Below are 24,677 nucleotides of genomic sequence, written 5' to 3' on the forward strand. Positions count from 1 at the left end.
CAGGATAGCCCGATCCTCACGACTCGAAGAATACCAGCAAACACGGCAAAGGCGAGGCAGTTTGAGAAAACGTGAAGCTGCCGGACTGGTTGCTGTCAGAACGTGGCGGGGTTGGCGTTGGCACCGCAGACGAGTATGGCGACCCTTTCGCCGGGCGCGGGCTCATACCGCCCGGACAGCACGGCCGCGAAGGCGGTGGCACCGCCCGGTTCCGAGATGATGCGCACCCGGTCCCACAGCGCCTTCTGGGCAGCGACGATGTCGTCGTCGCTGACCAGGATCGAGCGTTCGACAAAGGCCTCGGCGATCGGGAACATCATTTCGCCGACGCGCTTGGGCGCCAGCGAATCCGCGGCGATGCCCTCGGCCGGCGCGTCGACGGGGCGGCCGGCCTCGAAGGCGCGGTAAAGCGTTGGCGCCCCTTCCGGCTCGATGGCGATGATGCGGATGCGGCCGGCGAACCAGGCGGCGATGCCGCCAATCAGGCCGCCGCCACCGACGGCGACCAGCAGCGTGTCGATCTCAGGCAAATCGCTCTCTATTTCCAGCCCGAGCGTGCCCTGGCCGACCAGCGTCTCCTCCTGGTTGAAGGCATGGATCTGCAAGGCACCGGTTTCCTCGGCGAAGCGCTCGCTGGCAGCCAGCGCCTCGGCGTAGCGGGCGCCGCCGACGATGAGCTCAGCGCCGTAGCTGCGGATCCGCTCCAGCTTTGCCGGCGGGCTCACCTCGGGAACGAAGATGGTCGCCTTGTGGCCAAGCCGCATGGCGGCGTAGGCGACCGCTGCGCCATGGTTGCCACCTGATGCGGCGACGACGCCGGCCTTTGGAACCGTTCTCTCCAGGAGGTTGGTGAAAGCGCCGCGCGCCTTGAACGAGCCGGAATGCTGCAGGCACTCGAGCTTCAGGTCGACGGTCAGCGGCGGGCGGTCGAAGTCGGCCATGTCGACGCGCAGCACCGGCGTGTGGCGCACATGCGGCCGAATGCGCGGTTCCATCGCGGCAATGCGTTCGCGTGTGACGGTGTTGCCGTTGCTCATGGACGTCTCCTTGGGATTGACAGTAATTAGTAACTTGGCAAAATAGCTAAATGCAAGAGGTTGATGTCTTCAAGGCGATCGCCAACGAACGCAGGCTGCAGATTCTCGACTGGCTGAAGGATCCGCGCGCGCATTTTCCGCGCCAAGCCGATGGCGATCTGGTCGAGGACGGCGTTTGCGCCCTGCTGATCGCCGAGAAGCTCGGCATCACGCAGGCGACGCTCAGCGAACACATGCGCGTGCTCACCCAGGCCGGCCTGCTGCGGGCCAAGCGCATCAAGCAATGGACGTTCTACCGCCGCGACGAGGACAGGATCGCTGACACAAGGGCGCTCATCCAGAACCGGCTATAGCGCCGGCGTAGCGTTTCGGACGGGGCAGCGTCTACCTTAGCCAGTCGGGTACCGAATCCAGCCCGATCAGGTCGTCATAGGTCAGGCGCGGGCGCACGATGTGGAAACGGTCGCCGTCGACCAGCACCTCGGGCACCAGCAGGCGGGTGTTGTAGGTGCCGGCCTGCACCGCGCCATAGGCGCCGGCGGTTGAAACGGCAATCAGGTCGCCAGCCTTCAGCCTGGGCAGGTCACGGTCGAGGCCGAGATAATCGCCGGTCTCGCAGACCGGGCCGACGACATCGACCATCATGCGCGGCGTGTCGGCCGGCGGCTGCACCACCGGCCTTATGTCGTGGAAGGCATCGTAGAGCGTCGGCCGGATCAGGTCGTTCATGGCGGCGTCGACGACGAGGAAATTCTTGGCGTCGCCTTCCTTCACGAAGATCACTTCGGAGACGAGGATGCCCGCATTGCCGACGATCAGCCGGCCGGGCTCGAACATCACCTTGAGCCCGAGCTTGGTGACATGCTTCCTGACGATCTGGGCATAGGCGTCGGGCAAGGGCGGCGGGTTGTTGTCGACGCGGTAGGGTATGCCGAGGCCGCCACCGACATCGATATGCTCGATGGCATGGCCGTCGGCGCGCAGCGCGCCGACCAGATCGACAAGCAGGGCGAAGGCGTCGTCGAAGGGCTGCAGCTCGGTGATCTGGCTGCCGATATGGGTGTCGATGCCGGTGACCTTGAGGCCCGGCAGCTGTGCGGCACGGGCATAGACGTGACGCGCCCGCTGCCACGGAATGCCGAATTTGTTCTCGGCCTTGCCGGTGGAGATCTTCTTGTGGGTCTTGGCGTCGACGTCGGGATTGATGCGCAGCGAGATCGGCGCCACCTTGCCAAGGGCGGCGGCACGGGCCGACAACAGTTCCAGTTCCGGCTCGGATTCAACATTGAAGCAAAGGATGCCGGCGGCGAGGGCAAAGTCCATTTCGCGTGCGGTCTTGCCGACGCCCGAAAACAGGATCTTGCTTGCCGGGATGCCGGCCGCCAGCGCTCGCCGCAATTCGCCTTCCGACACCACGTCGGCACCGGCGCCGAGCCTGGCCAGCGTTCGCAGCACCGCCTGGTTGGAATTGGCCTTCATGGCGTAACAAACCAGCGCGTCGAGCCCGGCAAAGGCCTGGGCAAACACCCGGTAGTGCCTGGTCAAGGTGGCCGTCGAATAGCAATAGAACGGCGTGCCGACCTGTGCGGCGATATCAGGGATCGCCACGTCTTCGGCATGCAGCACGCCGTCGCGGTAGTCGAAATGGTTCACGAGAGTGGTTCCGGAAGTTGGAGCACGATGAGACCGGGTTAAAAAGCCAACCCGGGTGTCATCGGCACTAGATCAGCGGGTCGAGGAAGAACTTCTTGTCCTTGACCGGTTTTTCCGGCTCGGGCGGCACGGGCTGGTGGGCCTTTGAGGCATCCTTGCGCGCCTGGACGGCTGCTTCGTAGGGCGTGTCGAGACCGCCCCTCCTGCCGCAGGCCGAGACGGCCGCAATCGCCACCAGCAGCGTCAGCGTCACCAAAATCCTGCTTCCGGTCATCGATCCATCCGTCCGAAACTTTTTCCAGCCGCCGCTTTTAGCCGAGTTCTCAGAGCATTGCACCCCGGATATTGCTGGTCGCAATAGCTGGGATCACGCCTTGGCGATGCGCTTTTTCCAGCCGCGAATCTGCCTTCTGACTTCCGACGGCGCGGTGCCGCCGAAACTGGTGCGGCTCTTCACCGAGTTCTGCACCGCCAGCACCGAAAAAATATCTGCCGTGATACCGGGATTGATCGACTGCAGGTCTTCCAGCGAAAGCTTCTCCAGCCCCACTTTCTTGTCTTCGGCCAGCGCCACCGCCCGGCCGGTGACATGATGCGCCTCGCGGAACGGCAAGCCGAGCGTGCGCACCAGCCAGTCGGCAAGATCGGTGGCGGTCGCGTAGCCCGAGCCGGCGGCCTTTTTCATCGCCGCTGCGTTGATCGTCATGTCCGAGACCATGCCGGTCATCGCCGCCAGCATCAGGTCGAGCGTCTCGGCGGCATCGAATACCGATTCCTTGTCTTCCTGCATGTCCTTGCCATAGGTCAGCGGCATGCCCTTCATCACCGTCAGCAGGCCGACCAGATGGCCGGTGACGCGGCCGGTCTTGCCGCGCACCAGTTCGGCGGCGTCGGGGTTCTTCTTCTGCGGCATGATCGACGAGCCGGTGGAAAAGCTGTCCGACAGCCTGACGAAGCCGAACTGCGGCGTCGACCAGATGATGATCTCCTCGGCGAGCCGCGACAAATGCGTGGCGCAGATCGCCGCCAAGGCGAGGAACTCAAGCGCGAAATCGCGATCCGAAACGCTGTCCAGCGAATTGCGCATCGGCTCGCGGAAGCCGAGTGCCTTGGCGGTTTTGTGGCGGTCGATCGGGAAGCTGGTGCCGGCAAGGGCCGCGGCACCGAGCGGGCTCTCGTCCATCCGTTCGATCGCGTCGCGAACCCGCGAAAGGTCACGCGCAAACATCTCGACATAGGCCATGCAGTGATGGCCGAAGGTTACCGGCTGCGCCGCCTGCATATGGGTGAAGCCCGGCATCACCGTCGCCGCATGCTCGTCGGCCCGTGCCAGAAGCGCCTCGATCAGCCCTTTCAATGCCCCGGCGACGCGGAGGCACTCGTCCTTGACCCACAGCCTCAGGTCGACCGCGACCTGGTCATTGCGCGAGCGGGCGGTGTGCAGGCGGCCGGCCGCCGGTCCGATCAGGTCGGCGAGGCGAGCCTCGACATTCATGTGGATGTCTTCCAGCCGGGTCGAGAACTCGAATGTGCCGGCCTCGATCTCTTTCTGAATCGTGTTCAGCCCGTGAGCGATTTTTTCTTGATCGGCCGCCGAAATAATGCCCGTTTGCGCCAGCATCTCGCTATGGGCGATCGAACCTCGGATGTCTTGCGCATAGAGCTTGCGGTCGAACGAGATCGACGCGTTGATCGCTTCCATGATCGCGGCCGGACCCGAGGCAAAACGTCCGCCCCACATCTGGTTGCTGGTCTTCTTGTCGCTCATGGCTATAACCCGTGCTTCGGAGCAGTTTTGAGAAAATGGCAGACGGTAATAGATTCTTCCCGGCCCCGCGCCTGATCCTCGCCGCTTTGGTGGCGGGCGCGCTGGCCGGCGCGGTCGCGGTATATGTCAGCGAGAGCCGGTCTGGCAACAACGCCGAGCACCAAGTGGCTGTCGGCGACAGCAAGGACGATGTCGCCTGCGCCGCCAAGGGCGAGCGCGCCAAGAAGGTGGCGGCAGCGGCCACCGGCGAGGTCGCGGCATTGTTGCCGGCCGATCCGCCGCAATCGTTGAAGAGCCTTGCGTTCAATGGGCCGGACGGCAAGCCGATGACGCTCGCCGACCATGCCGGCAAGACGGTGCTGCTCAATCTGTGGGCGACATGGTGCGCGCCGTGCCGCGCCGAAATGCCGGCTCTCGATGCGCTACAGAAGGAAAAGGGCAGCGACGCCTTTGAGGTGGTCGCCGTCAATGTCGATGCCGGCGACGATGTTAAGCCGAAGAAGTTCCTCAGCGAGACAGGCGTCGAGACGCTCGGCTACTACCGGGATTCGACGATGGCCGTGTTCAACGATCTCAAGACACGCGGCCTGGCGCTCGGCCTTCCCGCCACCATGCTGATCGATGGTGAAGGCTGCCTGATCGCCCATATGAACGGCCCGGCCGAATGGTCGGGGCCGGACGCAAAGCGGCTGGTCGAGGCCGCGCTCCAGCCCGAAAGCTAGGGTCTGTCCACACTCAGTGCAGGCGCGGGTGCGAAGGCCAGGACGCTTCTGTTGCGCTGGCCAGCCGTGTCGTTGCTGACGCGGGGTGCGTCGACACCGGTCAGTTCGCCGAACTCCCCGATGAGGCCAGGCCTGCCGATATAGTAACCCTGGCCGATCTCGCAGGCTTCGGCATCCAGGAATTTCAGCTCGCCGAGCGTCTCGACACCCTCCGCCAGGACCGGCAGGCCGAGGCCGCGCCCGAGCCCCAGTACGGCGCGCACGATTGCCGCGACCTGGCCGTTCTTGTCGACGGATTTGATGAAGGAGCCGTCGATCTTGATCTTGTCGAAGGGAAAGGCGCGAAGGTTGGAGAGCGAGGAATAGCCGGTTCCGAAATCGTCCATGGCCACCCGCACGCCCAGCGCCTTGACCTGCCGCAAGGTCGCCAGCGCGCGCGGCATGTCTTTCACAAGCGCCGTCTCGGTGATCTCAAGTTCCAGCCTGCCGGGCGTAAGACCGGAATTCAGCAGTGTTTCGTGGACCTTGCGGCTGAAATTCGGATTGTGAAGCTGCACCGCCGAAACGTTTACGGCCACCGTCAGCGGATTTTCCCAGCGGGCGGCTTCCTCGCAGGCCGCCGTCAGCACCCATTCGCCAATCTGGCCAATGGCTCCACTGTCTTCGGCGATCGGGATGAATATGGTCGGGGGCACGTCGCCGCGCGTCGGATGCCGGAGCGCACCATGCCTTCGTCGACCTCGGACAGCAGCAAGACGTCGGCCGATAAGCGTGGCCGCGACGGCATTGCCGTGGCGGAGCCGCTCGACGTTCCAGGCCACCACGGTGAGCGTGTCGCCGGCGCTTTCGCGTGTGGCCCTGCCGCCGATTTCGATCTGACCCAGTGCGGGAATGGCGGCAGCGAGGCGCAGATGGGTGGCGCTATCACGCGGCCGTCGCGCATGGCCTCGCGGTCGGCGATCGGCACATGTGTCAGCTGCGAGACAAGCATTTCGTCTATCCATTTTTAGCCGGTTAACGACCTGGGCCTTCACGCCAGTTTTCGACGCCCTAGGTACCTAAGGCGCCGATATGACGTTTTCATTTTCATGCCGGCGCAAGCCGTCGAGGGAGGAGAGATTGGCTGTCCACAGGCCTGAAAAGGCACAGCAGAACTGTCACATACTTTCTCTATGAGACGGCCCGGGACCTGCGCAACGATCCTTGAAACGAGCCACTCAACAGGGAATGAGATTCATGTCGATGATCAAAAATGGCCTGGCGGCTCTTGCCGCCGGTGCAATCAGCGTTTCCATGGCGCTGCCAGCGGCCGCTGCGCCCACCAAGTTCGATTTCTGGTTCGGCCTTTCAGGCGACCTCGCACGTGTCGTCGACACGCTGTGCAAGAACTTCAACGCCTCGCAGTCCGACTATGAAGTCGTCTGCACCAGCCAGGGCAACTACGACGCCACGCTGCAGAACACCATCGCCGCCTTCCGCGCCGGCAAACAGCCCGCCATCGTCCAGGTCTATGATGTCGGTACCGCTACGATGATGCTTTCGGGCGCCTACAAGCCGGCCGACAAGCTGATGGAAGAAAACGGCTACAAGATCGACTACGCCGATTATTTCCCCGGTATCGCGCGCTACTACGCGACGTCGAAGGGCGAGATGCTGTCGTTCCCGTTCAATTCCTCGACGGCGCTGCTGTACTGGAACAAGGACGCCTTCGCCAAGATCGGCAAGACCGAAGCGCCGAAGACCTGGGAAGATGTCGGCGCGGACCTGCAGGCCATGAAGGACGCCGGCTACGAATGCCCGATGGCGATCAACATCTCGGCCAATGAAAGCTGGCAGTTGATGGAGCAGTTCTCGGCCATCCACAACCAGCCGATCGCCACCAAGAACAACGGCTATGACGGCCTCGACGCGCGCCTGGAAGTCAACAAGACCAAGTTCGTCCAGTACGTGACCGACCTCAAGAAGTGGTATGACGCCGGCCTGATCAAGATCAAGTCGAAGGACCTTGGCCAGGACATGGTCCAGGCTTTCGCTTCGGGCACCTGCCAGGTCATCATGACCTCGGTCGGCGACCACGGCACCGTCGGCAAGACCCAGAAGGAAGGCATGAACTGGGATGTCGCCGAACTGCCGGCCTACGCCGGTACCGAGCGCAAGAATTCGCTGGTCGGCGGCGCCTCGCTGTGGGTGCTCTCGGGCAAGTCGGATGCGGAATACAAGGGCGCGGCCGCGTTCCTCAATTTCATCCACGATCCCAAGACCGCACTGTTCTGGTCGACCAACACCGGCTACATCCCGGTGACCAAGTCGGGCTTCGACTACATGAAGTCCAGTGGCTTCTACGACAAGGCGCCCTTCAAGGGCCGTGAAACCGCGATCGCCAGCCTGACCGCGTCCGAACCGACCGAAATCACCCGTGGTATCCGGTTGGGCAATTTCACCCAGATCCGCGCCGAGTTCGGCACGCAGATGCAGGCGATCTTCGCCAACAAGGTCAGCGTCCAGGAAGGCCTCGACACGCTGGTCAAGAATGGCGATGCCATCCTCGACCGCTTCCAGCAGACCTATCCGGGCAAGACCCTGCCCTGATCTCGGATCTACGCGGCCGCCCGCCGGTCTTGTCCAGGCATGATCTCTTCCGAAAACCGGTTTCCACTTTCGGGATCATGCTTGGGTCGACGGGCGGCCATTTCGTAGACTAGTCTCCCTTTGCTCTAGGCCAGCTGTTAGGCGGCGTCGGCGGACCGATGGAAAAACGCGTTACCTTCAGCAGTTGGACAATCGGCATCCTTTTCGCGGTGCCGCAGCTCCTCTTGATCTTCACGTTCTTCTACTGGCCGGCCGGTCAGGCGGTCTACTGGTCGCTGACGCTGCAACAGCCTTGGGGCGGCGGCAACATCTGGGTCGGGCTCGACAATTTCCGTTCGATCCTATCCAACGCCGATTACTGGAACTCGATCACCGCCAGCCTGGTCTTTGCAGGGATCAGCACCGGGCTTGCCATGTTCATCGCGCTCGTGCTCGCGGCGCTGACCGACCGGCAGCTTGCCGGCTCGCGCTTCTATCGCGTGGTGCTGATCTGGCCCTACGGCATCGCCGCTCCGGCGCTGGCAATGGCGTTCCGATTCATCCTCGCACCGGAAGCGGGCTTCATGGCCGTCGTCAACCAGGTCTGGCCCGGCTTCTGGGACCCTGGCCTTGATGGCGCCGACGCCATGGCCTCGATCATCATCGCCTTCTCCTGGAAATATGTCGGCTATAATTTCATCTTCTTCCTCGCCGCGTTTCAAGCCATCCCGCGTTCGCTGATCGAGGCGGCGGCGATGGACGGCTCGGGCGTCATGAGGCGTTTCCGGGACATCCAGTTCCCGTTGATCACGCCGACGATCTTCTTCCTGCTGGTCATCAACATCACCGAAAGCTTCCAGGATTCGTTCGGCATCGTCGACATCATGACCTCGGGCGGGCCGGCCAACGCCACCAACCTGATGGTCTACAAGATCTATTCCGACGGCTTCAAAGGGCTCGATTACTCGGGTGCCGCCGCGCAGAGCATCATCCTGATGCTGCTCATCATCGTGCTGACCATTTTCCAGTTCCGCTTCATCGAGCGGCGTGTGCACTACAGGTGAGGCTGATATGATAGAGCGCACCCCTTTCCTCAATTTCTTCACGCATGTGATCCTGTTCGTCGGCTTCGTGCTTTGCATCGCGCCGTTCGTGGTCGTCACCATTGCCGCGTCGCATAATCTCAAGGATGTCAACGACGTGCCGATGTCGCTGCTGCCGGGCAGCGACTTCTGGCTCAACATCAAGACGGCCTGGACGACCGCCGACCTTGGCCCCAAGCTTCTGAACAGTTTCATCATGGCCGCCGGCGTCGCGGCGGGCAAAGTGATGATCTCGGCACTCACCGCCTTCTCGATCGTCTATTTCCGATACCCCGGCCGCACCTTCATCTTCTGGCTGATCTTCGTCACGCTGATGCTGCCGCTGGAAGTGCGCATCGTGCCGACCTATGCAGTGGTCGCCAACGTTCTGTCGCCCTATCAGACCATCCTCGATTTGACTGGTCTGAGCTGGCTCATCGAGAAAGTCTCGGGCGTGCAGGTCTCGCTCAGCCTCGGGCTGCTCAACTCCTATTCCGGACTTATCCTGCCGCTGATCGCGACGGCAACCGGCACCTTCCTCTATCGGCAGTTCTTCCTGACGGTTCCCGATGAGCTGACCGAGGCTGCGCGCATGGACGGCGCCGGTGCCCTCCGCTTTTTCATCGACATCCTGCTGCCGCTGTCGCGCAACAACATGGCGGCGCTTGGAACCATCATGTTCCTGTGGGCATGGAACCAGTATCTGTGGCCGCTGCTCATCACCACCGACCAGTCGCATGCGACAGCGGTCACCGAGTTGAAGCAGCTTATCCCCAATGTCGGCGGCATCCCGGAATGGAACATCGCCATGGCCGGAACGCTTATCGTCATGCTGCCGCCACTGATTGTCGTGGTCGCCATGCAGCGCTGGTTCGTGCGCGGCCTGATCGCCACCGAAAAGTAACAAGGAGACGGCCAATGGCCTCCATCACCATTCGCGACGTCAAGAAAAGCTACGCCAAGTCGCAGGTCGTGCACGGCGTCGACCTCGACATCGCGTCGGGCGAGTTCGTCGTCATCCTCGGGCCGTCCGGCTGCGGCAAGTCCACTCTGCTTCGCATGATCGCCGGGCTGGAGGATATCTCCGGCGGCACGATCGCGATCGACGGCATCGTCGTCAACAAGCTGGAACCGCGCGAGCGCGGCTGCGCCATGGTGTTCCAGAACTATGCGCTCTATCCGCATATGAGCGTGGCGCAGAACATCGGCTATTCGCTCAAGGTCGCGGGTGTTCCGGCCGCCGAGCGTACGCAGCGCATCCAGGCGGTTGCCCGTACGCTGGAGCTCGAACATCTGCTCGACCGCAAGCCGATGGCGCTTTCCGGAGGCCAGAGGCAGCGCGTTGCCATGGGCCGCGCGATGATCCGCGAACCCAAGGTGTTCCTGTTCGACGAGCCGCTGTCCAACCTGGACGCCAAACTGCGCGTCCAGATGCGCTCGGAGATCCGCAAGTTGCATCGCCGCTTGAACGCCACCTCCGTGTTCGTCACGCATGACCAGGTCGAGGCGATGACACTGGCCGACCGGCTGGTGGTGATGAATGGCGGACGTGTCGAACAGGTCGGCACGCCCGGTGAGGTCTACAGCCGTCCGGCAAGCCGTTTCGTCGCCACCTTCGTCGGTGCGCCGGCGATGAACATGCTCGAAGGCACGGTCGAGCTCGACGGGCTTTCGCTGCTGGGCGGCAGCCGGCGCCTTGCCGTTCAACGCGCCGGTCTGGCTGTCGGCACGCAGGTGGCCGTCGGCATCCGGCCGGAAGCCGTCCGTCTGGTGGCGCCCGGCACGGCAGGCGCGCTCGACGCGACGGTCGACCTCGTCGAGGAACTGGGCGCTGGACGGGTCATCTATGTCGATCTCGACGGCGCGTCGTTCTCCGTCATGACTTCGGAGGCCGTCCACCCCGAGCCGGGCAGCACTGTTGGTCTGCGGTTTTCGCCGGATGACTTGCATTTCTTCTCGTCGGAAACGGGAACCCGTATCGAGGTCTTCAAGGCCTCGGTGCCGGAGCCGGCACTCTGATTTCTGAAGGCAGTCACTGTCGCCGATGACGGGGCAGGCGGTGCTGGCAAAACGGTCGTGCGATGAAGATAATCCAGGTCACCGATGTCCATCTTGGCCGGCAGGGCCAGCGCCGCTATGGCGTGGACCTGCATCAGCGATTGGCTTCATGCATCGCGCACATCAATGCGCATCACGCCGACGCGGCGCTTTGCGTCTTCACTGGCGACCTGACCGAGACCGGTGCGCCCCAGAGCTATGCCGATCTCAGGACAGCCCTGAATGCGCTGTCGGTGCCCTGGCGGCTGCTGCCGGGGAATCACGACCGGCGAGCCAATCTTGCCGCGGCGTTTCCTGAAGTTCCGGTCGATGAGAACGGCTTCGTGCAGTCGGCTCATCAAATGGCCGACGAGGTGCTGCTCTTCCTCGACTGCCTGGCGGAAGGACGCATCGAAGGCGAATTGTGCGAGAGGCGGCTTGCCTGGATCGACGCCCGGCTCGAAGAGACGGCCGGGAGGCCCGCCTATGTCTTCATGCACCATCCGCCGGTCGCGCTCGGCCTGCCGCAGCTCGACCCGCTGGCGCTCGAGCAGCCCGAACGGTTCCTCGGCCTGCTGCGGCGCCATGGCAATGTCCGCCACATCTTCTTCGGCCACGTCCATCGCGACATTGCCGGAACGGTCGCCGGCATTCCGTTCTCGGCGCAGCGCGGCCTGCATGCAAGGTTCGCGCTCGCCCTCGACAAATCGAGCGAGATCGTCGAGCAGGCGCCACCCTCCTACGCGGTCATCCTTTTCGACAGCGCCAATGGGCGCGTGGTCGTGCATGGCTGCGATTTTCTCGAACAATGGCCGATCTATTCCGGCGAAACCGGCGAACGCCTCACGGCGTGAGCCTGCTCGCCGCGTTGAGGCACAACGTCGACAGCCTTCGACCGTTCAGGCGAACACGTGCGCCGTTCCCGATACGGTCAGCCGGACGATCTCGCCGACCGCCGGCGCGTCCATGCCCGATTTGCGCAGGATCAGCGGCGTGTTGCCGATCGCGGCGGCGTCGGGGGGATCGGCGCTGTTCAGAAGCCGCACCGCGACCGTGCACATCGAGCCGGCGAATTCGGACTCCGTCACTTCGCCGAACAGCATGTCAGGGGTGCCCGACATGCCTTCGCGCGATGTCCTCTTCAAGGCAATCTGCTCCGGCCGCAGCATGATGCGGACAACATCGCGGCTGTCCGACGTATCGACGGCGATGCGCCCGAGCGGAGAATAGGCGAAGCCGCCCGATATCTTGGCCGGCAGGATGATGGCGTCGCCGAGGAACTCGGCGATCATCCTGTCCTTCGGCTTGAGGTAGAGCTCGCGCGGCGTACCGACCTGCGAGAACTTGCCGTCGCGCATCACCGCCACCTGGCTGGCGAAGGACAGCGCCTCGGCCTGGTCGTGCGTCACCAGGATGGTGGTGATGCCGGCTGCCTCCAGGAGTTCGGCGACGGCCTTGCGCATGGAGGCGCGCAGGCCGGTATCCAAGGCCGAGAACGGCTCGTCGAGAAGCATCAGCCGCGGCTTCATCGCCATCGCGCGGGCCAGCGCCACGCGCTGCTGCTGGCCGCCGGAGAGTTGATGGGGGCGGCGTTTGAGGATCGCCTTGTCGAGCCCGACAATGTAGGCGAGTTCGGCGATTCGCTCGGCGCGCTTGTCCTCGCCGCGACCCATGCCGAAACCGATATTGTCGCCAATGGTCAGGTGGGGGAACAGCGCGCCGTCCTGCGCCACCACGCCGATGCCTCGACGATGCGCCGGCACCGCGCTGCCGTCCTTGGCCAGCACCTCGCCATCGAGCGTGATGCGACCCTGGTCCGGCGCCTCGAAGCCGGCGATCAGCCGCAGCAAGGTCGTCTTGCCACAACCGGACGGGCCGACGATCGCCGTGCGGCTGCCGCTGACGACGCTCAGGTCGACGCCGGCAAGTGCCGCCACCGGGCCGTAATGCTTGTGCAGGCCGCTGATTTCGAGAAAGCTCATCGTCCGGCCATCCGTTTCGACTGGACATAGAGCAGCCAGGTCAAGGGGAGCGACATCGCCACCATGATGAAGGCGTAAGGGGCGGCCGAGGCATAATCAATCTCGCCGCTGTACGACCAGAACGCCATGGCTAGCGTGCGGGTGCCGTTCGGCGCCAGCATCTGGGTGGCCGTCAGTTCGTTCATGATGCCGAGCGCCACCAGCGCCATGCCTGCCGCGGCACCTGGCGCCGACAGGCGGATCGTCGTCGACCACAGCGCCTGCAGCGGCGGCCGGCCGAGACTGGAAGCAGCGCGTTCGAGTTCGACCGGCGCCTGCGCGATCGATRCGCGCAGGCTGACCAGTGCGCGCGGCAGAAACATCAGCGCATAAGCCACCAGGATGGTGAACAGGGTCTGGTAGAGGGGCATGGCGATGCGCACCGTGATGGTGACCAGCGCCAGCGCGATGACGACCCCGGGCAACGAGCCGACGATGTAGTTGCAGCCCTCCAGCAGGCGCTGCAATGGCCCGGGCGCGCGGATCGAGATCCAGGCCATCGGCATGGCGGCGACAGTGGCGAGCAGCGCGCCGGCGAGCGCCAGGAACAGCGTCTGGCCGAGCGCAAGGCCGATCTCGTCGAAGCGCCAGACGGCGGTGCCACCGGCGGCAAGCCAGCCGCCGATGGTGACGAAAGGCACGCCAAGCGCCAGCAGCGTGGTGGCGACAAGCAAGGCCAGGCACGGGATGGTGGCGCGGCCGAGGGGCGCGCGCTGCTGGTGTCGTGCGGCGCCGGAGCCGACGCGCGCATAGCGCTCTTCGCCGCGCACCAGCACTTCGAGGCCCAGAAGCACGAAACAGCAACTCACCAGCACGCCGGCCAGCATGTTGGCTGCCGGCCCGTTGAAGGTCGACTGGAACTGGTCGACGATCGCCGTGGTGAAGGTGTCGAAGCGGATGAAGACATAGAGGCCGTACTCGGCCAGCAGATGCAGCCCGACCAGCAGCGAGCCGCCGCAGATGGCAAGCCTGAGTTGCGGCAGCACGACGCGCCAGAAAACGCGCCATGGCCCAAGGCCGAGCGCTGCCGCGGCGTCCTCGAGGGCGGGATCAAGACGGCGCAATGCCGCCGACACCGGCAGATAGAGGAACGGGAAATAGGCGATGACGGAAACCAGCACGCCGGCTCCCAGGCCGTGCAGCCTGGGCACCATGGTGATCCAGGCGTAGCTGTGCACGAAAGCCGGAATGGCGAGCGGCGCCACGCACAGCCAGGCCCAGAGCCGGGCGCCAGGCAGGTCGCTGCGCTCGGTCAGCCAGGCCAGCGCCACCGACAGCACGACGGCGATCGGCACGGCCAGCAAGACCAACAGGACCGTGTTGACCAGAAGCTCGCCGACACGCGGCCGGAAGACCAGTGCCGAGACGGTTCCCCAGCCGGTCTGCACCGCGGTCCAGATGATGAAGGCAAGCGGCAGCAGCGCCAGCAGCGAAACGAAGAGGGCGGCGATGACCAGCCAAGGTGCCGCGCGTCGCCGAGCCCTTCGGCCTGTGCCCACAGGCAGGCCCGAGCGCGCGAGATCGACCGCAGACTGCATCAGGTCAGACGCCGTGCCGGTGCCGTCCAGCGGCAGCAGTTGAAGGACCGCAATTGCGGTCGGGAACACAGCGTGTCGTCATCGACGAATGCCATCTCGAAAAACAAAATCACTCCCGCGGAAAGTGAATTCCCGCGGGAGCGTGGTCGGTGTCCTTTTAGGACGAATGGCAACTAAAGCAAGCCGGCTGCCGTCATCAGGTCGGTGACCTTCTTGGAGTTCAGTGTCGTGGCATCGACCTTGGGTGCCTGCAGATCGGCCAGCGGCACCAGCTTCGGGTTGGACTCTGCACCCTTGCCGACCGCGTATTCGAAGGAATCGCCAGTCTTCAAGATCTCCTGGCCGCCCTTGCCTGTCACCCACTTCAGGAACGCCTGGGCGTCCTTCGGATGCTTGCTCGAGGCCAGCACGCCGCCGCCGGAGATCGAAACGAACGCGCCCGGATCCTGGTTCTTGAAGTAATGCAGTTCGACATTCTTGCTGTTCTCGCCGGTCTTGGCCTGATCGCCGAAATAGTAATAGTGGTAGATCACGCCGCCTTCGATCTCACCGGCATTGACCGCTTTCATCACCGTGCTGTTGCCCTTGTAGGCGGTGAAATTCGTCTTCATCGCCTTCAGCCAGTCCGCGGTGGCGGCTTCGCCCTTGAGCTGCAGCAGCGCACTGACGATTGCCTGGAAATCGGCGCCCGACGGCGAGGCGGCCCAGCGGCCCTTCCAGCTCGGATCGGCGAGATCGAGCATCGACTTGGGCAGCTGGTCGGCCGTCAGCTTGGTCTTGTTGTAGGCAAAGACGGTGCTGCGTGCGGCGACGCCGACCCATTTGCCGCTGGCCGCCTGATAGTCGTTGGGAACCTGGGCCAGCGTGTCGGCGTCGACCGGCGCGAACAGGCCGGCACTTTCGACCAGCGCCATGGCCGGCGAGTTTTCGGTCAGGAACACGTCGGCCGGCGAGGCCGCGCCTTCGGCGACGATCTGGTTGGAGAAGTCGCTGTCGCCGCCATTGCGGACTGTGACCTTGATGCCGGTTTCCTTGGTGAAGCCTTCGGCCCACGCCTTGGTCAGGTTCTCGTGCTGGGCGTTGTAGACAATGATGCCATCATCTTCCGCCATCGCCGGGCCGGCGATCAGGCTGATTGCCAGCGCGGTGGCGCCGACGAGGGTGGAAAGAGCATATTTCATGGCATTGTCCTCGATCTCGGGGGTCTTGCATCTGTCACGGCTGCACCTATCAATACCTGACAGGCATAGTCAACATTGTCTTGCCGATTTTGATCGAGCGCCGAGGCGCAAACTTTCGTGATTTGCCGGCAATTTGGCTTGGACATTATTTCGCCGGCCACGTAACAAATCACCGCCGAGACGCGAACATCGGGGAGTAACTCTTGTGACCGGCAAGGATGAGGCCGAGCTTTCCCGGCTGATGCGGGCCGCGATCGCGGGAGATGAAAAGGCCTACGCCGACTTTCTGCGCCGGATTGCCGCGCTGGTTCGCGGTTTTGTCAGGCGCAAGATCGTGCAGGGCGGGGTCGATCCCGAGGATGTCGTGCAGGAAACCTTGCTGGCCATTCATGTGAAACGACATACCTGGCGCCAGGATGCGCCAGTGTTGCCGTGGGTCTATGCGATCGCCCGCTTCAAGCTAATCGACGCGTTCCGGCGGCGCGGACGACGCATCGAGATCGATGTCGACGATATCGCCGAGACCTTCGCCGAACCGGAACAGGAGAGCGTCAGCGAACGCGACATCAACCGGGCATTGGACGGCCTGTCGCCGGCACAGCGTTCCGTGGTTTCGGCCGTGTCGGTGGAGGGGCGGTCAATCGGCGAGACGGCGGCCAAGTTCGGCATCAGCGAGACGGCGGTGCGCGTGTCGCTGCATCGGGGACTTGCCGCGATAGCCAAGCGATTCGGGCAGGGGCGGTTCGGGCGGGAATGACATGAGGACGGACGATCTCATCAAAGCGCTGGACGCCGATGCCCGCAGCAAGGCGATGCCGCTGCAATCGGCCTGGTGGATGGCCGCCGGTGCGGCGGCGGTTATCGCGGCTATCGTTTTCCTGCTGACGATCGGCCCGCGCCCCGACTTCATGGCCGCCGCGCACACGATGCGCTTTCTCTCCAAATTCGTCTTCACCATCGTGCTTGCCATCAGCGCCTTTGCCCTGATCCGCGTTTTGTCGACACCTGGTGCGCCGACCAGCAGGGCAATGGCCGGGATGATCGCCGCGCCGCTGTTGGTAGCCTTGGCCGTGGTTCTTGAGCTGCTTGCCGTGCCCGAGGCCGACTGGGGCACAAGGATGGTCGGCTCCAACATGATGATCTGCATGGGCTTCATTCCGCTGATCGGCATTGGCCCGCTTGCCATTTTCCTGTGGATGCTGCGCTACGGCGCGCCGACACGGCCGATGCTTGCCGGTGCGGTCGCGGGCCTGCTTGCGGGCGGGCTGGCGGCAACCTTCTACGCCGCGCACTGCTTCGACGATTCGCCGCTTTTCGTCGCCACCTGGTACACGATAGCGATTGCGTTCCTCGCGCTGCTTGGCGCGCTCGGCGGGCGGTTTTTCGTGCGCTGGTAGTGCGGCGCCGGAGCAGTTCACGGAACGCCGAACCGCTCCATCTTTTTGTTTGACGCAATTCCGGACGGAAAACCGCTTCACACTTTTCCTGGAATTGCTTAGTCGCGCCCCATGCACACCGATCCTTAATCATGCCGGCAATTGTTTGTCGGGTACCAATCGCGCCGGCATGCCCCACGCAACCATTCCTTAAAATCGATCCGCCAAGGTCGGCGCAACAACATGCGTTTGCGCACGGGGGTGGCACGTATCGTGATGGGGCGAGGATTGACCGGCCGAAGATCTTTTGGGCACGCAGGGTTGGCGCTGCTCGTGGCCAGCCTTGGTGTGGGGGCAGCCTCGATCCTGCTGTCGCGACTGGATCCCGGCACCGAGGCGCTGAAGCTCTGCATGCAGGTTTCGGTGGCGGTGGCGGCGGGTGCGCTTTTCCTTGCCGCCCTGTGCATCCGTCGGATCAGCGAGGATCGCGGGCAGATAGCGGAGAGCGAGCAGCGCTTCCGCCGCGCCATGGAGGATTCGGCGATCGGTATCGCCGTTGTCGGCCTCGACGGGCGCATTCTCCAGACCAATCCGGCCTTCGCCGCCATGCTTGGCTACAGCCGCGCGGAGATCGAGGCGCTGACCTTCTTCCAGATCACGCATCCCGACGATATCCAGATCGGCCGGGACACGATGGCCGGTCTGAAAGCGGGCACGGTCAATTCCTTCCACTTCGAGAAACGCTATCTCAGGAAGGATGGCACACCCGTCTGGGCGCATCTTGCCGGCTCCGTCATCCGTGACGAAAGGAGCGGCCGTCCGCTCTATCTCGTCTCGCAGATCGAGGACATCGACGCCCGCAAGCAGGCCGAGGCGCGCATTGCCGAAGCCGAAACGCGCTGGAATTTCGCGCTTGCCGGTGCCGGCCAAGGCGTCTGGGATCTCGACATGCGCAAGGGCGGGACGACGTACTCCGAGACCTGGGGCAAGATGCTGGGCTTTGACGAAGGCGAGCTCGACGGTGATCCCAACTGCTGGCTGACGATGATCCATCCCGACGATCGCGAGACCGTCGCCGAGGCGGATCGCGCCCATCTCGACGGCAAGACACCCTACTTCGAAGCCGAATTCAGGATGCGCCACAGGGATGGCCACTGGATATGGATACTCGACCGCGGCAAGGCCATTGAGCGTGACGAGGAGGGGCGGCTGGTCAGGGCCATCGGCAGCCTGACCGACATTACCCAGCGCAAGGAGGCGGAAGCACGCCTCACCGTATCGGCGGCGATGCTGGCCGATGAGAAGGAGCGGCTGAGGGTGACGCTGCAGTCGATCGGCGATGCCGTCATCTGCACCGATGCCGCAAACCGCGTCACCTTCATGAACCCGGTCGCCGAAAAGCTGACCGGGGTTGCCGGTGGCGAGGCCCTCGGCAAGATGCTTGGCCATGTCTACTGGGCGGTCGATGAGGAGACGGGGCACCGGATCGGCGTCACCCGGCCGACCATCGGCGGCCAGGCGCCCGCCGACCAGAACAGCCGCGCCGTCCTGATCCGGCGCGACGATACGCGCTGCAGCATCCGCCAGGTGGTGTCGCCGATCATCAACGAGCGAAACGAATTCTGCGGACTGGTCATCGTCTTCCAGGACTTCACCGACGCGCGCGCGCTGCAGCGCCAGCTTGCCCATGCGGCCGCGCATGACGCACTGACCGGCCTTGCCAATCGCTCGAGCTTCATCCGCGCCATGGAGGACCTGGTCGATCAGGCGCGCAAGGGCGGCATCTCGGGCACAGGCAGCGGATATCAGTTCATGTTCATTGACCTCGACCACTTCAAACTGGTCAACGACACCGGCGGTCATGCAGCCGGCGATGCCTTGCTCAAGCGGGTTGCCGAGGCGGTTCGCGGTGTGCTTGGTCCCGAAGACATGGTCGCGCGCCTGGGCGGCGACGAATTCGCGGTCGTCCTGAAATCGGGTTCGGCTGCCGGCGCCAAAATCGCGGCGCGTTCCATCATCGATGCGATACGCGGACTGGACTTCGCCTGGGATGGCCGTCCTCACGTGATCGGCGCCAGCATCGGCCTGGCTGCGATCGGCGCCAGTTGCGGCGAAGTCGACGAGATCATCGCCAGGGCCGACGCCGCTTGCTATGCGGCCAAGGCGGCCGGCCGCGGCTGCGTTTGCGTGGCGCCGGACGGCGAGGTCATGGACGACAGAACGAAACCGCCCGAGCCGCTTGCCGCGGCCTCCTGATCTCGGCCGATCAGCCCCCGGACCTGATTAGCGCGTCGGAACGGGATGCTCGCCGCGATAGTCGTAGAAACCGCGTCCGGTCTTGCGGCCGAGCCAGCCGGCCTCGACGTATTTGACCAGCAGCGGGCAGGGGCGGTATTTCGAATCCGACAGGCCGTCGTGCAGCACCTGCATGATCGACAGGCAGGTATCCAGCCCGATGAAATCGGCCAGCTGCAGCGGGCCCATTGGGTGGTTGGCGCCGAGCCGCATGGCGGTGTCGATGGCGTCGACCGAGCCGACACCCTCATAGAGCGTGTAGATCGCCTCGTTGATCATCGGCAGCAGGATGCGGTTGACGATAAAGGCCGGGAAATCCTCCGAGACCGTGATCGTCTTGTCGAGCTGCTTCACATAGGTCTTCGCCGCCTCGAAGGTCTGGTCCTCGGTGGCGATGCCGCGCACCAGTTCGACCAGCTTCATCAGCGGCACCGGGTTCATGAAATGTATGCCGATGAATCGCTCCGGCCGGTCGGTCTGCGCGGCAAGCCGCGTGATCGAGATCGACGAGGTGTTGGTCGCCAGGATGGCTTCGGGATTGAGCTGCGGACAGAGCTGCGCATAGATCTTGCGCTTGACCGTCTCGTCCTCGGTCGCCGCCTCGATCACCAGATCGGCGCCGGCAAGATCGGCCATCGCCGGGGCGGAGGCTATACGCGCCATCGCCTCGTTGCGCACCTTCTCGTCGAGCTTGCCTGACCCTACCTGGCGGGCCATGTTGCCGCTGATGGTGGCGATGCCCTTCTCGATACGGTCGGGCGATATGTCGTAGATCAGCACCTTGTAGCCCGAAAGCGCGGAGACATGGGCGATGCCGCCGCCCATCTGGCCCGCGCCGATGATGCCGATCGTCTCGATCTTGCTCATTACACCGATCCCGTCAAAAGGCCTTTGCGGCCTGCTTTTTGTGCGGTGCAAACTAAAAGGGCGGGGCGACTTCGTCTACCCCACCCTTCACTATTTAATACGCTTTGGCAGAGAGCGTCAAAGCGCCTTTTGCAGTTCCGGCAGGATGACGAAGAGATCGCCGACGAGGCCGTAGTCGGCGACCTGGAAAATCGGCGCTTCCTCGTCCTTGTTGATGGCGACGATGACCTTCGAATCCTTCATGCCGGCGAGGTGCTGGATGGCGCCGGAGATGCCGACCGCGATGTAGAGATCGGGGGCAACGACCTTGCCGGTCTGGCCGACCTGCCAGTCGTTCGGCGCATAGCCGGCATCCACCGCGGCGCGCGAAGCGCCGACGGCGGCACCAAGCTTGTCGGCGACCGGCAGGATGACTTCCTGGAACTTCTCCGAGGAGCCCAGCGCGCGACCACCCGAGATGATGATCTTGGCCGAGGTCAGTTCCGGACGGTCGGTCTCCGAGAGCTTGTTCTCGACGAAGGTGGAGAGGTCGGGATTGGCCGCCGCCTTCACGGTCTCGACCGCGGCCGATCCGCCCTCGGGGGCTGCCTGGAAGGAGGCGGTGCGGACAGTGATCACCTTCTTGGCGTCCGTCGACTGCACCGTCTGGATGGCGTTGCCGGCATAGATCGGCCGCTTGAACGTATCGGGCGAGACGACTTCGATGATCTCGGAGACCTGCGCGACATCGAGCAGGGCCGCCACGCGCGGCGCGACATTCTTGCCCGACGAGGTCGCCGGCGCGATGATGGTGTCGTAACCGCCCGCGAGCGACACAACGAGTGCTGCGGTCGGTTCGGCGAGGCGCTCGGCAAGCTCTTCGGCCTCGGCCAGCAGCACCTTGCTCACGCCCTTCAGCTTGGCTGCGGCGTCGGCCGCACCCTTGGCGCCCTTGCCGGCAACCAGCACATGCACGTCCGAACCGATCTGCAGGGCCGCGGAGAGCGCCTTGGCGGTCTGGTCGGAAAGGGTGGCGTTGTCGTGTTCAGCAATCAGAAGAATAGCCATTTTCGTGTTCCTTTCCCGACCGCTTACAAAACGCCGGCTTCGTTCTTGAGCTTGTCGACCAGTTCGGCGACGCTCTTGACCTTGACTCCTGCCTTGCGGCCGCTCGGCTCCTCGGTCTTGATGACCTTCAGCCGCGGCTTGACGTCGGCGCCGTAGTCGGCCGGGCTCTTCTCGTCGAGCTGCTTCTTCTTGGCCTTCATGATGTTGGGCAGCGAGGCGTAGCGCGGCTGGTTGAGGCGAAGGTCGGCGGTCACGATCGCCGGCATCTTCAGCTCCACCGTCTGCAGGCCGCCGTCGACCTCGCGCGTCACCTTGGCCTTGTCGCCGTCGAGCACCACCTTGGAGGCGAAGGTGCCCTGCGCCCAGCCAAGCAGGGCCGCCAGCATCTGGCCGGTCTGGTTGGAATCGTCGTCGATCGCCTGCTTGCCGAGGATGACGAGGCCGGGCTGTTCGGCGTCGACGACGCCCTTCAGCACCTTGGCGACGCCGAGCGGCTCGGTCTGTTCGTCGGTCTTGACCAGGATGGCGCGGTCGGCACCCATGGCAAGCGCGGTGCGCAAGGTTTCCTGCGCCTGCTGCGGACCGATCGAAACAACGATGATCTCTTCGGCCTTGCCGGCCTCCTTCAGCCGGATCGCCTCTTCAACCGCGATCTCGTCGAACGGGTTCATCGCCATCTTGACGTTGGCGAGTTCCACCGCCGAACCATCAGCCTTCACGCGAACCTTGACGTTCGCATCCACAACCCGCTTTACGGGCACAAGGATCTTCATTGCCTGTCACCTCTTCAAGATAATTAGGCGCGCTATAACAGCCTGCGCCCTTTCTGAGTTGTCGAAAGCCGACATTCCGGATGGAAATTCTGGTCTTTGACCGCCTTAGGCTGCGACGGAGACGTTTCCGTAGTTGCGGTAACCCTGCACGTCAATACGCCGCAAGGCGCTCAAATCGGTTCAATCCGAACCGGAAGCGTTTCCCCGCCCCCAGCGTGGCGTCGCGGCAGGCGGGTCGGGGGTCACCGGTTCGGCCGCAGGCTGGTCAGCGGGAGCGACAGGGACATCCTCGTCGGGGCCGGCAAACAGCGGCACGCCACGGCTGCGCAAGACAAGCACCAGAATGGCGCCGGCGATGATGCCGCCGATGTGGCAGGCCCATGAAATCCGGTCCTCACCGCCTGCGGCAAACATCACCACCTGGAACGCCACCCACAGGACCAGCGGGATGAAGGCCGGAATGCGCAGCGGGATGCGGGCAAAGGCCAGCACCCACACCTTCACGCGCGGATAAAGGATCAGATAGGCGACGACCACGCCGGCGATGGCGCCGGACGCACCGATCAGCGGCACCTGCGAATCCCAGGCGATGAGGCCCTGGAAGGCGGCTCCGGCGATCGCGCACAACAGATAGAAGATGAGGTAGCGGACGTGGCCGAGGGCGTCCTCGACATTGTCGCCGAACACCCACAGGAACAACATGTTGCCGCCGAGGTGGAAGATGTCGGCATGCAGGAAGGAATAGGTGAGGTAGCTCAGGCTTTCGGGGACGACGACAAAGCGAGGATCAAGCTCAGCGGTGTCATGGACGACGGCCGGGATGAAGCCGAGGCCGAGCACGGCGGCATTGGAGAAATTCTCGCCGCCGAGCGCGGTGGCGAAGTAGACCAGGGCGTTGACCACGATCAACCCGATCGTCACATATTGCAGGCGGATGTGCCGCAGCCTGTTGGTGTCGTAAAGCGGGATGAACATCGGTCCCCTGGCCCCCTCGCGCTTTCGGACAGTTCAGCGGTTCTTGCCGGGAACCCATAGCACGTCGGCATTTCCATTGTCATTGATCGCCCGAGCGGCGACAAACAGGAAATCCGAGACGCGGTTGATGTATTTCAGCCCGTCGGGGTTGACGTGCTCGCGGGGGTCCTGGGCCAGGGCCACCATCAGCCGTTCGGCCCGCCGCGCCACGGTGCGGGCGAGATGCAGGGCGGCGGCGGCCGGCGTGCCGCCGTTCAGCACGAAGGATCTGAGCGGCTGAAGATGCTTGTTGAGCAGGTCGATATCCTTTTCGACCCGGTCGGTCTGCGTGGCGATGATGCGCAGCGGCTCATAGCCGAGCGGCTTGCCGTCATCGGGCACGGCGAGATCGGCGCCGAGGTCGAAGAGATCGTTCTGGATGCGGGAAAGCATGGCGTCGATCACCGGGTGGGTGACTGCCGTGTGGACCCGGGCGATGCCGATGCAGGCATTGGCTTCGTCGACCGTGCCGTAGGCGTCCACCCGCAGGTCCGATTTCAGCCGCCGTTCGCCGGTGCCGAGACCGGTGGTGCCATCATCGCCGGTGCGGGTGTAGATCTTGTTGAGCTTGACCACATCGCCTCCCGAACGGCCTCACTTGCGGGTGAAATACACCGCCAGCAGGATCAGCGCCAGCGCCACGGCCTGCAGCAGAACACGCGCCTGCATCAGCTTGTTCGAGGTGACGCCGGACCCGCCTCGCATCATGTTGATGAGACCGCGAACGAGCACGATCACCACGGCGACCATGACCAGAATGGCGAGGATGTTGAAGACGGTTGCCATGGTGTGTTCCCAGTTCGGTTGGTTCAGGCGCGTTTGGCAAGGAAGCGGTAGAGTATAGATGCGGGCAGGATGCGTTTGAGCGCCGCACCGATCTTAGCCGACGCTGTTACCACATAGTGCGGGCGCGGGCGCCGCGACAGAAGCGCATGGCGCAGCGCCGCATGTACCACTTCCGGCCCCGGCTTCAATGCCGATTGGCTGCCGCCGGCCCGCAACCTTGCCAGTTGCGCCTCATAGTCTAGGCGGTGGACCGAATTCTCGTGATCGACGTTCTGCAGGAACCATGGCAGTGCATTGCTGGCGATTTTCGACGTTACCGGCCCGGGTTCGATCAGCGAGACATGGATGCCGCTGCCCCTGAGTTCCTGATGCAGGCACAGCATCAGACCCTCCAGCGCGTGCTTCGAAGCCGAATAGGCGCCGCGAAAGCGCACCGGCGCGAGGCCGAGGATCGACGAGCAATGGACGATGCGGCCATGGCCCTGGCGTCGCATCACCGGCACCAGCCGCCGGGTCAGGTCGTGCCAGCCGAAGAAATTCGCCTCGAATTGCTGCTTGAGCGCCGCCACCGGCAGATCCTCGACAGCGCCGGCTTGCGCGTAGGCGCCGTTGTTGAACAAGGCGTCGAGCCGGCCGCCTGTGCGATCCAGAACCGATGCGACCAGCGCTTCAATGGATGCGGCTTCAGTGTAGTCGAGATAGAAGGCCTCGATGCCGTCCGCTTCGAGTGCAGCGATGTCGTCCGGCTTGCGTGCCGTCGCGAACACCCGCCAGCCTTCCGCCTTCAATGCGCGGGCGCAGTAGGCGCCTATTCCCGAAGAGGCACCGGTAACGATGATCGAGCGCAACGCTTGCGCCTGACTGTTCGTGGTTTCGCCAAGGGTTGCCATTTGCCGCAATCCCTTCCCATAT

25 protein-coding genes and 1 pseudogene are annotated in these 24,677 nt (G+C 64.0%); 11 read left to right on the plus strand and 15 right to left on the minus strand.

Going from position 1 to position 24,677, the window contains the following annotated elements; translation table 11 throughout:
- Positions 1 to 95: 95 nt before the first annotated feature.
- The gene (locus AC1D2G_RS22660) at positions 96 to 1,037 is read right to left on the minus strand and encodes a threonine/serine dehydratase (protein WP_477416733.1); all 942 of its coding nucleotides are present in this window, start codon (positions 1,035 to 1,037) and stop codon (positions 96 to 98) included.
- Positions 1,038 to 1,087: 50 nt separating this feature from the next.
- Between AC1D2G_RS22660 and AC1D2G_RS22665 the strand changes: the two genes are divergently transcribed.
- Positions 1,088 to 1,390 carry an ArsR/SmtB family transcription factor gene (locus AC1D2G_RS22665; protein WP_095084875.1) on the plus strand — a complete coding sequence of 101 codons (303 nt, stop codon included), beginning with the start codon at positions 1,088 to 1,090 and terminating at the stop codon, positions 1,388 to 1,390.
- Between the two features lie 31 nt (positions 1,391 to 1,421).
- Here the strand turns inward: AC1D2G_RS22665 and lysA are convergent, their stop codons facing one another.
- The 3 genes from lysA to argH form a co-directional block, all read right to left on the minus strand.
- The gene (lysA, locus tag AC1D2G_RS22670; protein ID WP_477416735.1) at positions 1,422 to 2,690 is read right to left on the minus strand and encodes a diaminopimelate decarboxylase; all 1,269 of its coding nucleotides are present in this window, start codon (positions 2,688 to 2,690) and stop codon (positions 1,422 to 1,424) included.
- A gap of 67 nt (positions 2,691 to 2,757) precedes the next feature.
- Positions 2,758 to 2,964, minus strand: coding sequence for a lipoprotein (locus tag AC1D2G_RS22675; RefSeq protein ID WP_095084873.1), 207 nt, complete (start codon positions 2,962 to 2,964; stop codon positions 2,758 to 2,760).
- Positions 2,965 to 3,057: 93 nt separating this feature from the next.
- Positions 3,058 to 4,458, minus strand: coding sequence for an argininosuccinate lyase (argH, locus tag AC1D2G_RS22680; protein ID WP_477299770.1), 1,401 nt, complete (start codon positions 4,456 to 4,458; stop codon positions 3,058 to 3,060).
- Between the two features lie 35 nt (positions 4,459 to 4,493).
- Here argH and tlpA point away from each other — a divergent pair, with 35 nt between their 5' ends.
- Positions 4,494 to 5,180, plus strand: a complete 687-nt coding sequence (tlpA, locus tag AC1D2G_RS22685; protein ID WP_477416737.1) for a thiol:disulfide interchange protein TlpA — start codon at positions 4,494 to 4,496, stop codon at positions 5,178 to 5,180.
- On the opposite strand, the pseudogene AC1D2G_RS22690 reads toward tlpA, so the two are convergent.
- Positions 5,177 to 5,896 (minus strand): annotated as a pseudogene (locus AC1D2G_RS22690) (EAL domain-containing protein); the annotation flags it as partial. The gene tlpA and the pseudogene AC1D2G_RS22690 overlap by 4 nt on opposite strands.
- Before the next feature lie 9 nt (positions 5,897 to 5,905).
- On the opposite strand from AC1D2G_RS22690, the gene AC1D2G_RS22695 reads away from it, so the two are divergent.
- The 6 genes from AC1D2G_RS22695 (at position 5,906) to AC1D2G_RS22720 (ending at position 11,721) form a co-directional block, all read left to right on the plus strand.
- Positions 5,906 to 6,190, plus strand: coding sequence for a hypothetical protein (locus AC1D2G_RS22695; protein WP_477416839.1), 285 nt, complete (start codon positions 5,906 to 5,908; stop codon positions 6,188 to 6,190).
- Between the two features lie 226 nt (positions 6,191 to 6,416).
- A complete protein-coding gene (locus AC1D2G_RS22700) occupies positions 6,417 to 7,769 on the plus strand; it encodes an extracellular solute-binding protein (protein ID WP_477228404.1) in 1,353 nt (450 codons plus the stop codon).
- A gap of 158 nt (positions 7,770 to 7,927) precedes the next feature.
- Positions 7,928 to 8,812: a carbohydrate ABC transporter permease gene (locus AC1D2G_RS22705; RefSeq protein WP_095084869.1), complete on the plus strand. Its 885-nt coding sequence runs from the start codon at positions 7,928 to 7,930 to the stop codon at positions 8,810 to 8,812.
- 7 nt (positions 8,813 to 8,819) lie between these two features.
- Positions 8,820 to 9,734, plus strand: a complete 915-nt coding sequence (locus AC1D2G_RS22710; RefSeq protein ID WP_477416739.1) for an ABC transporter permease subunit — start codon at positions 8,820 to 8,822, stop codon at positions 9,732 to 9,734.
- Between the two features lie 14 nt (positions 9,735 to 9,748).
- Complete coding sequence (locus tag AC1D2G_RS22715; RefSeq protein WP_477416741.1) at positions 9,749 to 10,849, plus strand: sn-glycerol-3-phosphate import ATP-binding protein UgpC; 1,101 nt, start codon at positions 9,749 to 9,751, stop codon at positions 10,847 to 10,849.
- Positions 10,850 to 10,911: 62 nt separating this feature from the next.
- On the plus strand, positions 10,912 to 11,721 hold the full coding sequence (locus tag AC1D2G_RS22720) for a phosphodiesterase (protein ID WP_477416743.1): 810 nt from the start codon (positions 10,912 to 10,914) through the stop codon (positions 11,719 to 11,721).
- A gap of 45 nt (positions 11,722 to 11,766) precedes the next feature.
- Here AC1D2G_RS22720 and AC1D2G_RS22725 read toward each other — a convergent pair whose 3' ends face one another.
- The 3 genes from AC1D2G_RS22725 to AC1D2G_RS22735 all read right to left on the minus strand — a co-directional run bounded on the left by AC1D2G_RS22725 (position 11,767) and on the right by AC1D2G_RS22735 (position 15,607).
- Positions 11,767 to 12,849 carry an ABC transporter ATP-binding protein gene (locus tag AC1D2G_RS22725; RefSeq protein WP_095084865.1) on the minus strand — a complete coding sequence of 361 codons (1,083 nt, stop codon included), beginning with the start codon at positions 12,847 to 12,849 and terminating at the stop codon, positions 11,767 to 11,769.
- On the minus strand, positions 12,846 to 14,426 hold the full coding sequence (locus tag AC1D2G_RS22730) for an ABC transporter permease (RefSeq protein ID WP_477416833.1): 1,581 nt from the start codon (positions 14,424 to 14,426) through the stop codon (positions 12,846 to 12,848). Before AC1D2G_RS22730 ends, AC1D2G_RS22725 begins: the two co-directional genes overlap by 4 nt.
- A 173-nt stretch (positions 14,427 to 14,599) precedes the next feature.
- A complete protein-coding gene (locus AC1D2G_RS22735) occupies positions 14,600 to 15,607 on the minus strand; it encodes an iron ABC transporter substrate-binding protein (protein WP_457150779.1) in 1,008 nt (335 codons plus the stop codon).
- 205 nt (positions 15,608 to 15,812) lie between these two features.
- Here AC1D2G_RS22735 and AC1D2G_RS22740 point away from each other — a divergent pair, with 205 nt between their 5' ends.
- The 3 genes from AC1D2G_RS22740 to AC1D2G_RS22750 all read left to right on the plus strand — a co-directional run bounded on the left by AC1D2G_RS22740 (position 15,813) and on the right by AC1D2G_RS22750 (position 19,239).
- Positions 15,813 to 16,364 carry a sigma-70 family RNA polymerase sigma factor gene (locus AC1D2G_RS22740; RefSeq protein ID WP_457150780.1) on the plus strand — a complete coding sequence of 184 codons (552 nt, stop codon included), beginning with the start codon at positions 15,813 to 15,815 and terminating at the stop codon, positions 16,362 to 16,364.
- Between the two features lies 1 nt (position 16,365).
- Complete coding sequence (locus AC1D2G_RS22745; RefSeq protein ID WP_477416745.1) at positions 16,366 to 17,004, plus strand: NrsF family protein; 639 nt, start codon at positions 16,366 to 16,368, stop codon at positions 17,002 to 17,004.
- Positions 17,005 to 17,259: 255 nt separating this feature from the next.
- A complete protein-coding gene (locus AC1D2G_RS22750; RefSeq protein ID WP_477416835.1) occupies positions 17,260 to 19,239 on the plus strand; it encodes a PAS domain S-box protein in 1,980 nt (659 codons plus the stop codon).
- 27 nt (positions 19,240 to 19,266) lie between these two features.
- On the opposite strand, the gene AC1D2G_RS22755 is transcribed toward AC1D2G_RS22750, so the two are convergent.
- The 7 genes from AC1D2G_RS22755 to AC1D2G_RS22785 form a co-directional block, all read right to left on the minus strand.
- Positions 19,267 to 20,145, minus strand: coding sequence for a 3-hydroxybutyryl-CoA dehydrogenase (locus AC1D2G_RS22755; protein ID WP_095084859.1), 879 nt, complete (start codon positions 20,143 to 20,145; stop codon positions 19,267 to 19,269).
- A gap of 117 nt (positions 20,146 to 20,262) precedes the next feature.
- On the minus strand, positions 20,263 to 21,192 hold the full coding sequence (locus AC1D2G_RS22760; RefSeq protein WP_477299766.1) for an electron transfer flavoprotein subunit alpha/FixB family protein: 930 nt from the start codon (positions 21,190 to 21,192) through the stop codon (positions 20,263 to 20,265).
- A gap of 23 nt (positions 21,193 to 21,215) precedes the next feature.
- Positions 21,216 to 21,965, minus strand: coding sequence for an electron transfer flavoprotein subunit beta/FixA family protein (locus AC1D2G_RS22765; protein WP_115140588.1), 750 nt, complete (start codon positions 21,963 to 21,965; stop codon positions 21,216 to 21,218).
- Between the two features lie 180 nt (positions 21,966 to 22,145).
- Positions 22,146 to 22,940 (minus strand): rhomboid family intramembrane serine protease, encoded by a 795-nt coding sequence (locus tag AC1D2G_RS22770; protein WP_095084856.1) that lies wholly within the window; start codon positions 22,938 to 22,940, stop codon positions 22,146 to 22,148.
- A 33-nt stretch (positions 22,941 to 22,973) separates the two neighbouring features.
- The gene (locus tag AC1D2G_RS22775) at positions 22,974 to 23,555 is read right to left on the minus strand and encodes a cob(I)yrinic acid a,c-diamide adenosyltransferase (RefSeq protein WP_477416747.1); all 582 of its coding nucleotides are present in this window, start codon (positions 23,553 to 23,555) and stop codon (positions 22,974 to 22,976) included.
- A gap of 18 nt (positions 23,556 to 23,573) precedes the next feature.
- Positions 23,574 to 23,765: a twin transmembrane helix small protein gene (locus AC1D2G_RS22780; RefSeq protein WP_095084854.1), complete on the minus strand. Its 192-nt coding sequence runs from the start codon at positions 23,763 to 23,765 to the stop codon at positions 23,574 to 23,576.
- Between the two features lie 23 nt (positions 23,766 to 23,788).
- Positions 23,789 to 24,655: an SDR family oxidoreductase gene (locus tag AC1D2G_RS22785; RefSeq protein ID WP_477299764.1), complete on the minus strand. Its 867-nt coding sequence runs from the start codon at positions 24,653 to 24,655 to the stop codon at positions 23,789 to 23,791.
- Between the last annotated feature and the right edge of the window lie 22 nt (positions 24,656 to 24,677).

This window comes from Mesorhizobium sp. P2_C7 (assembly GCF_056404515.1).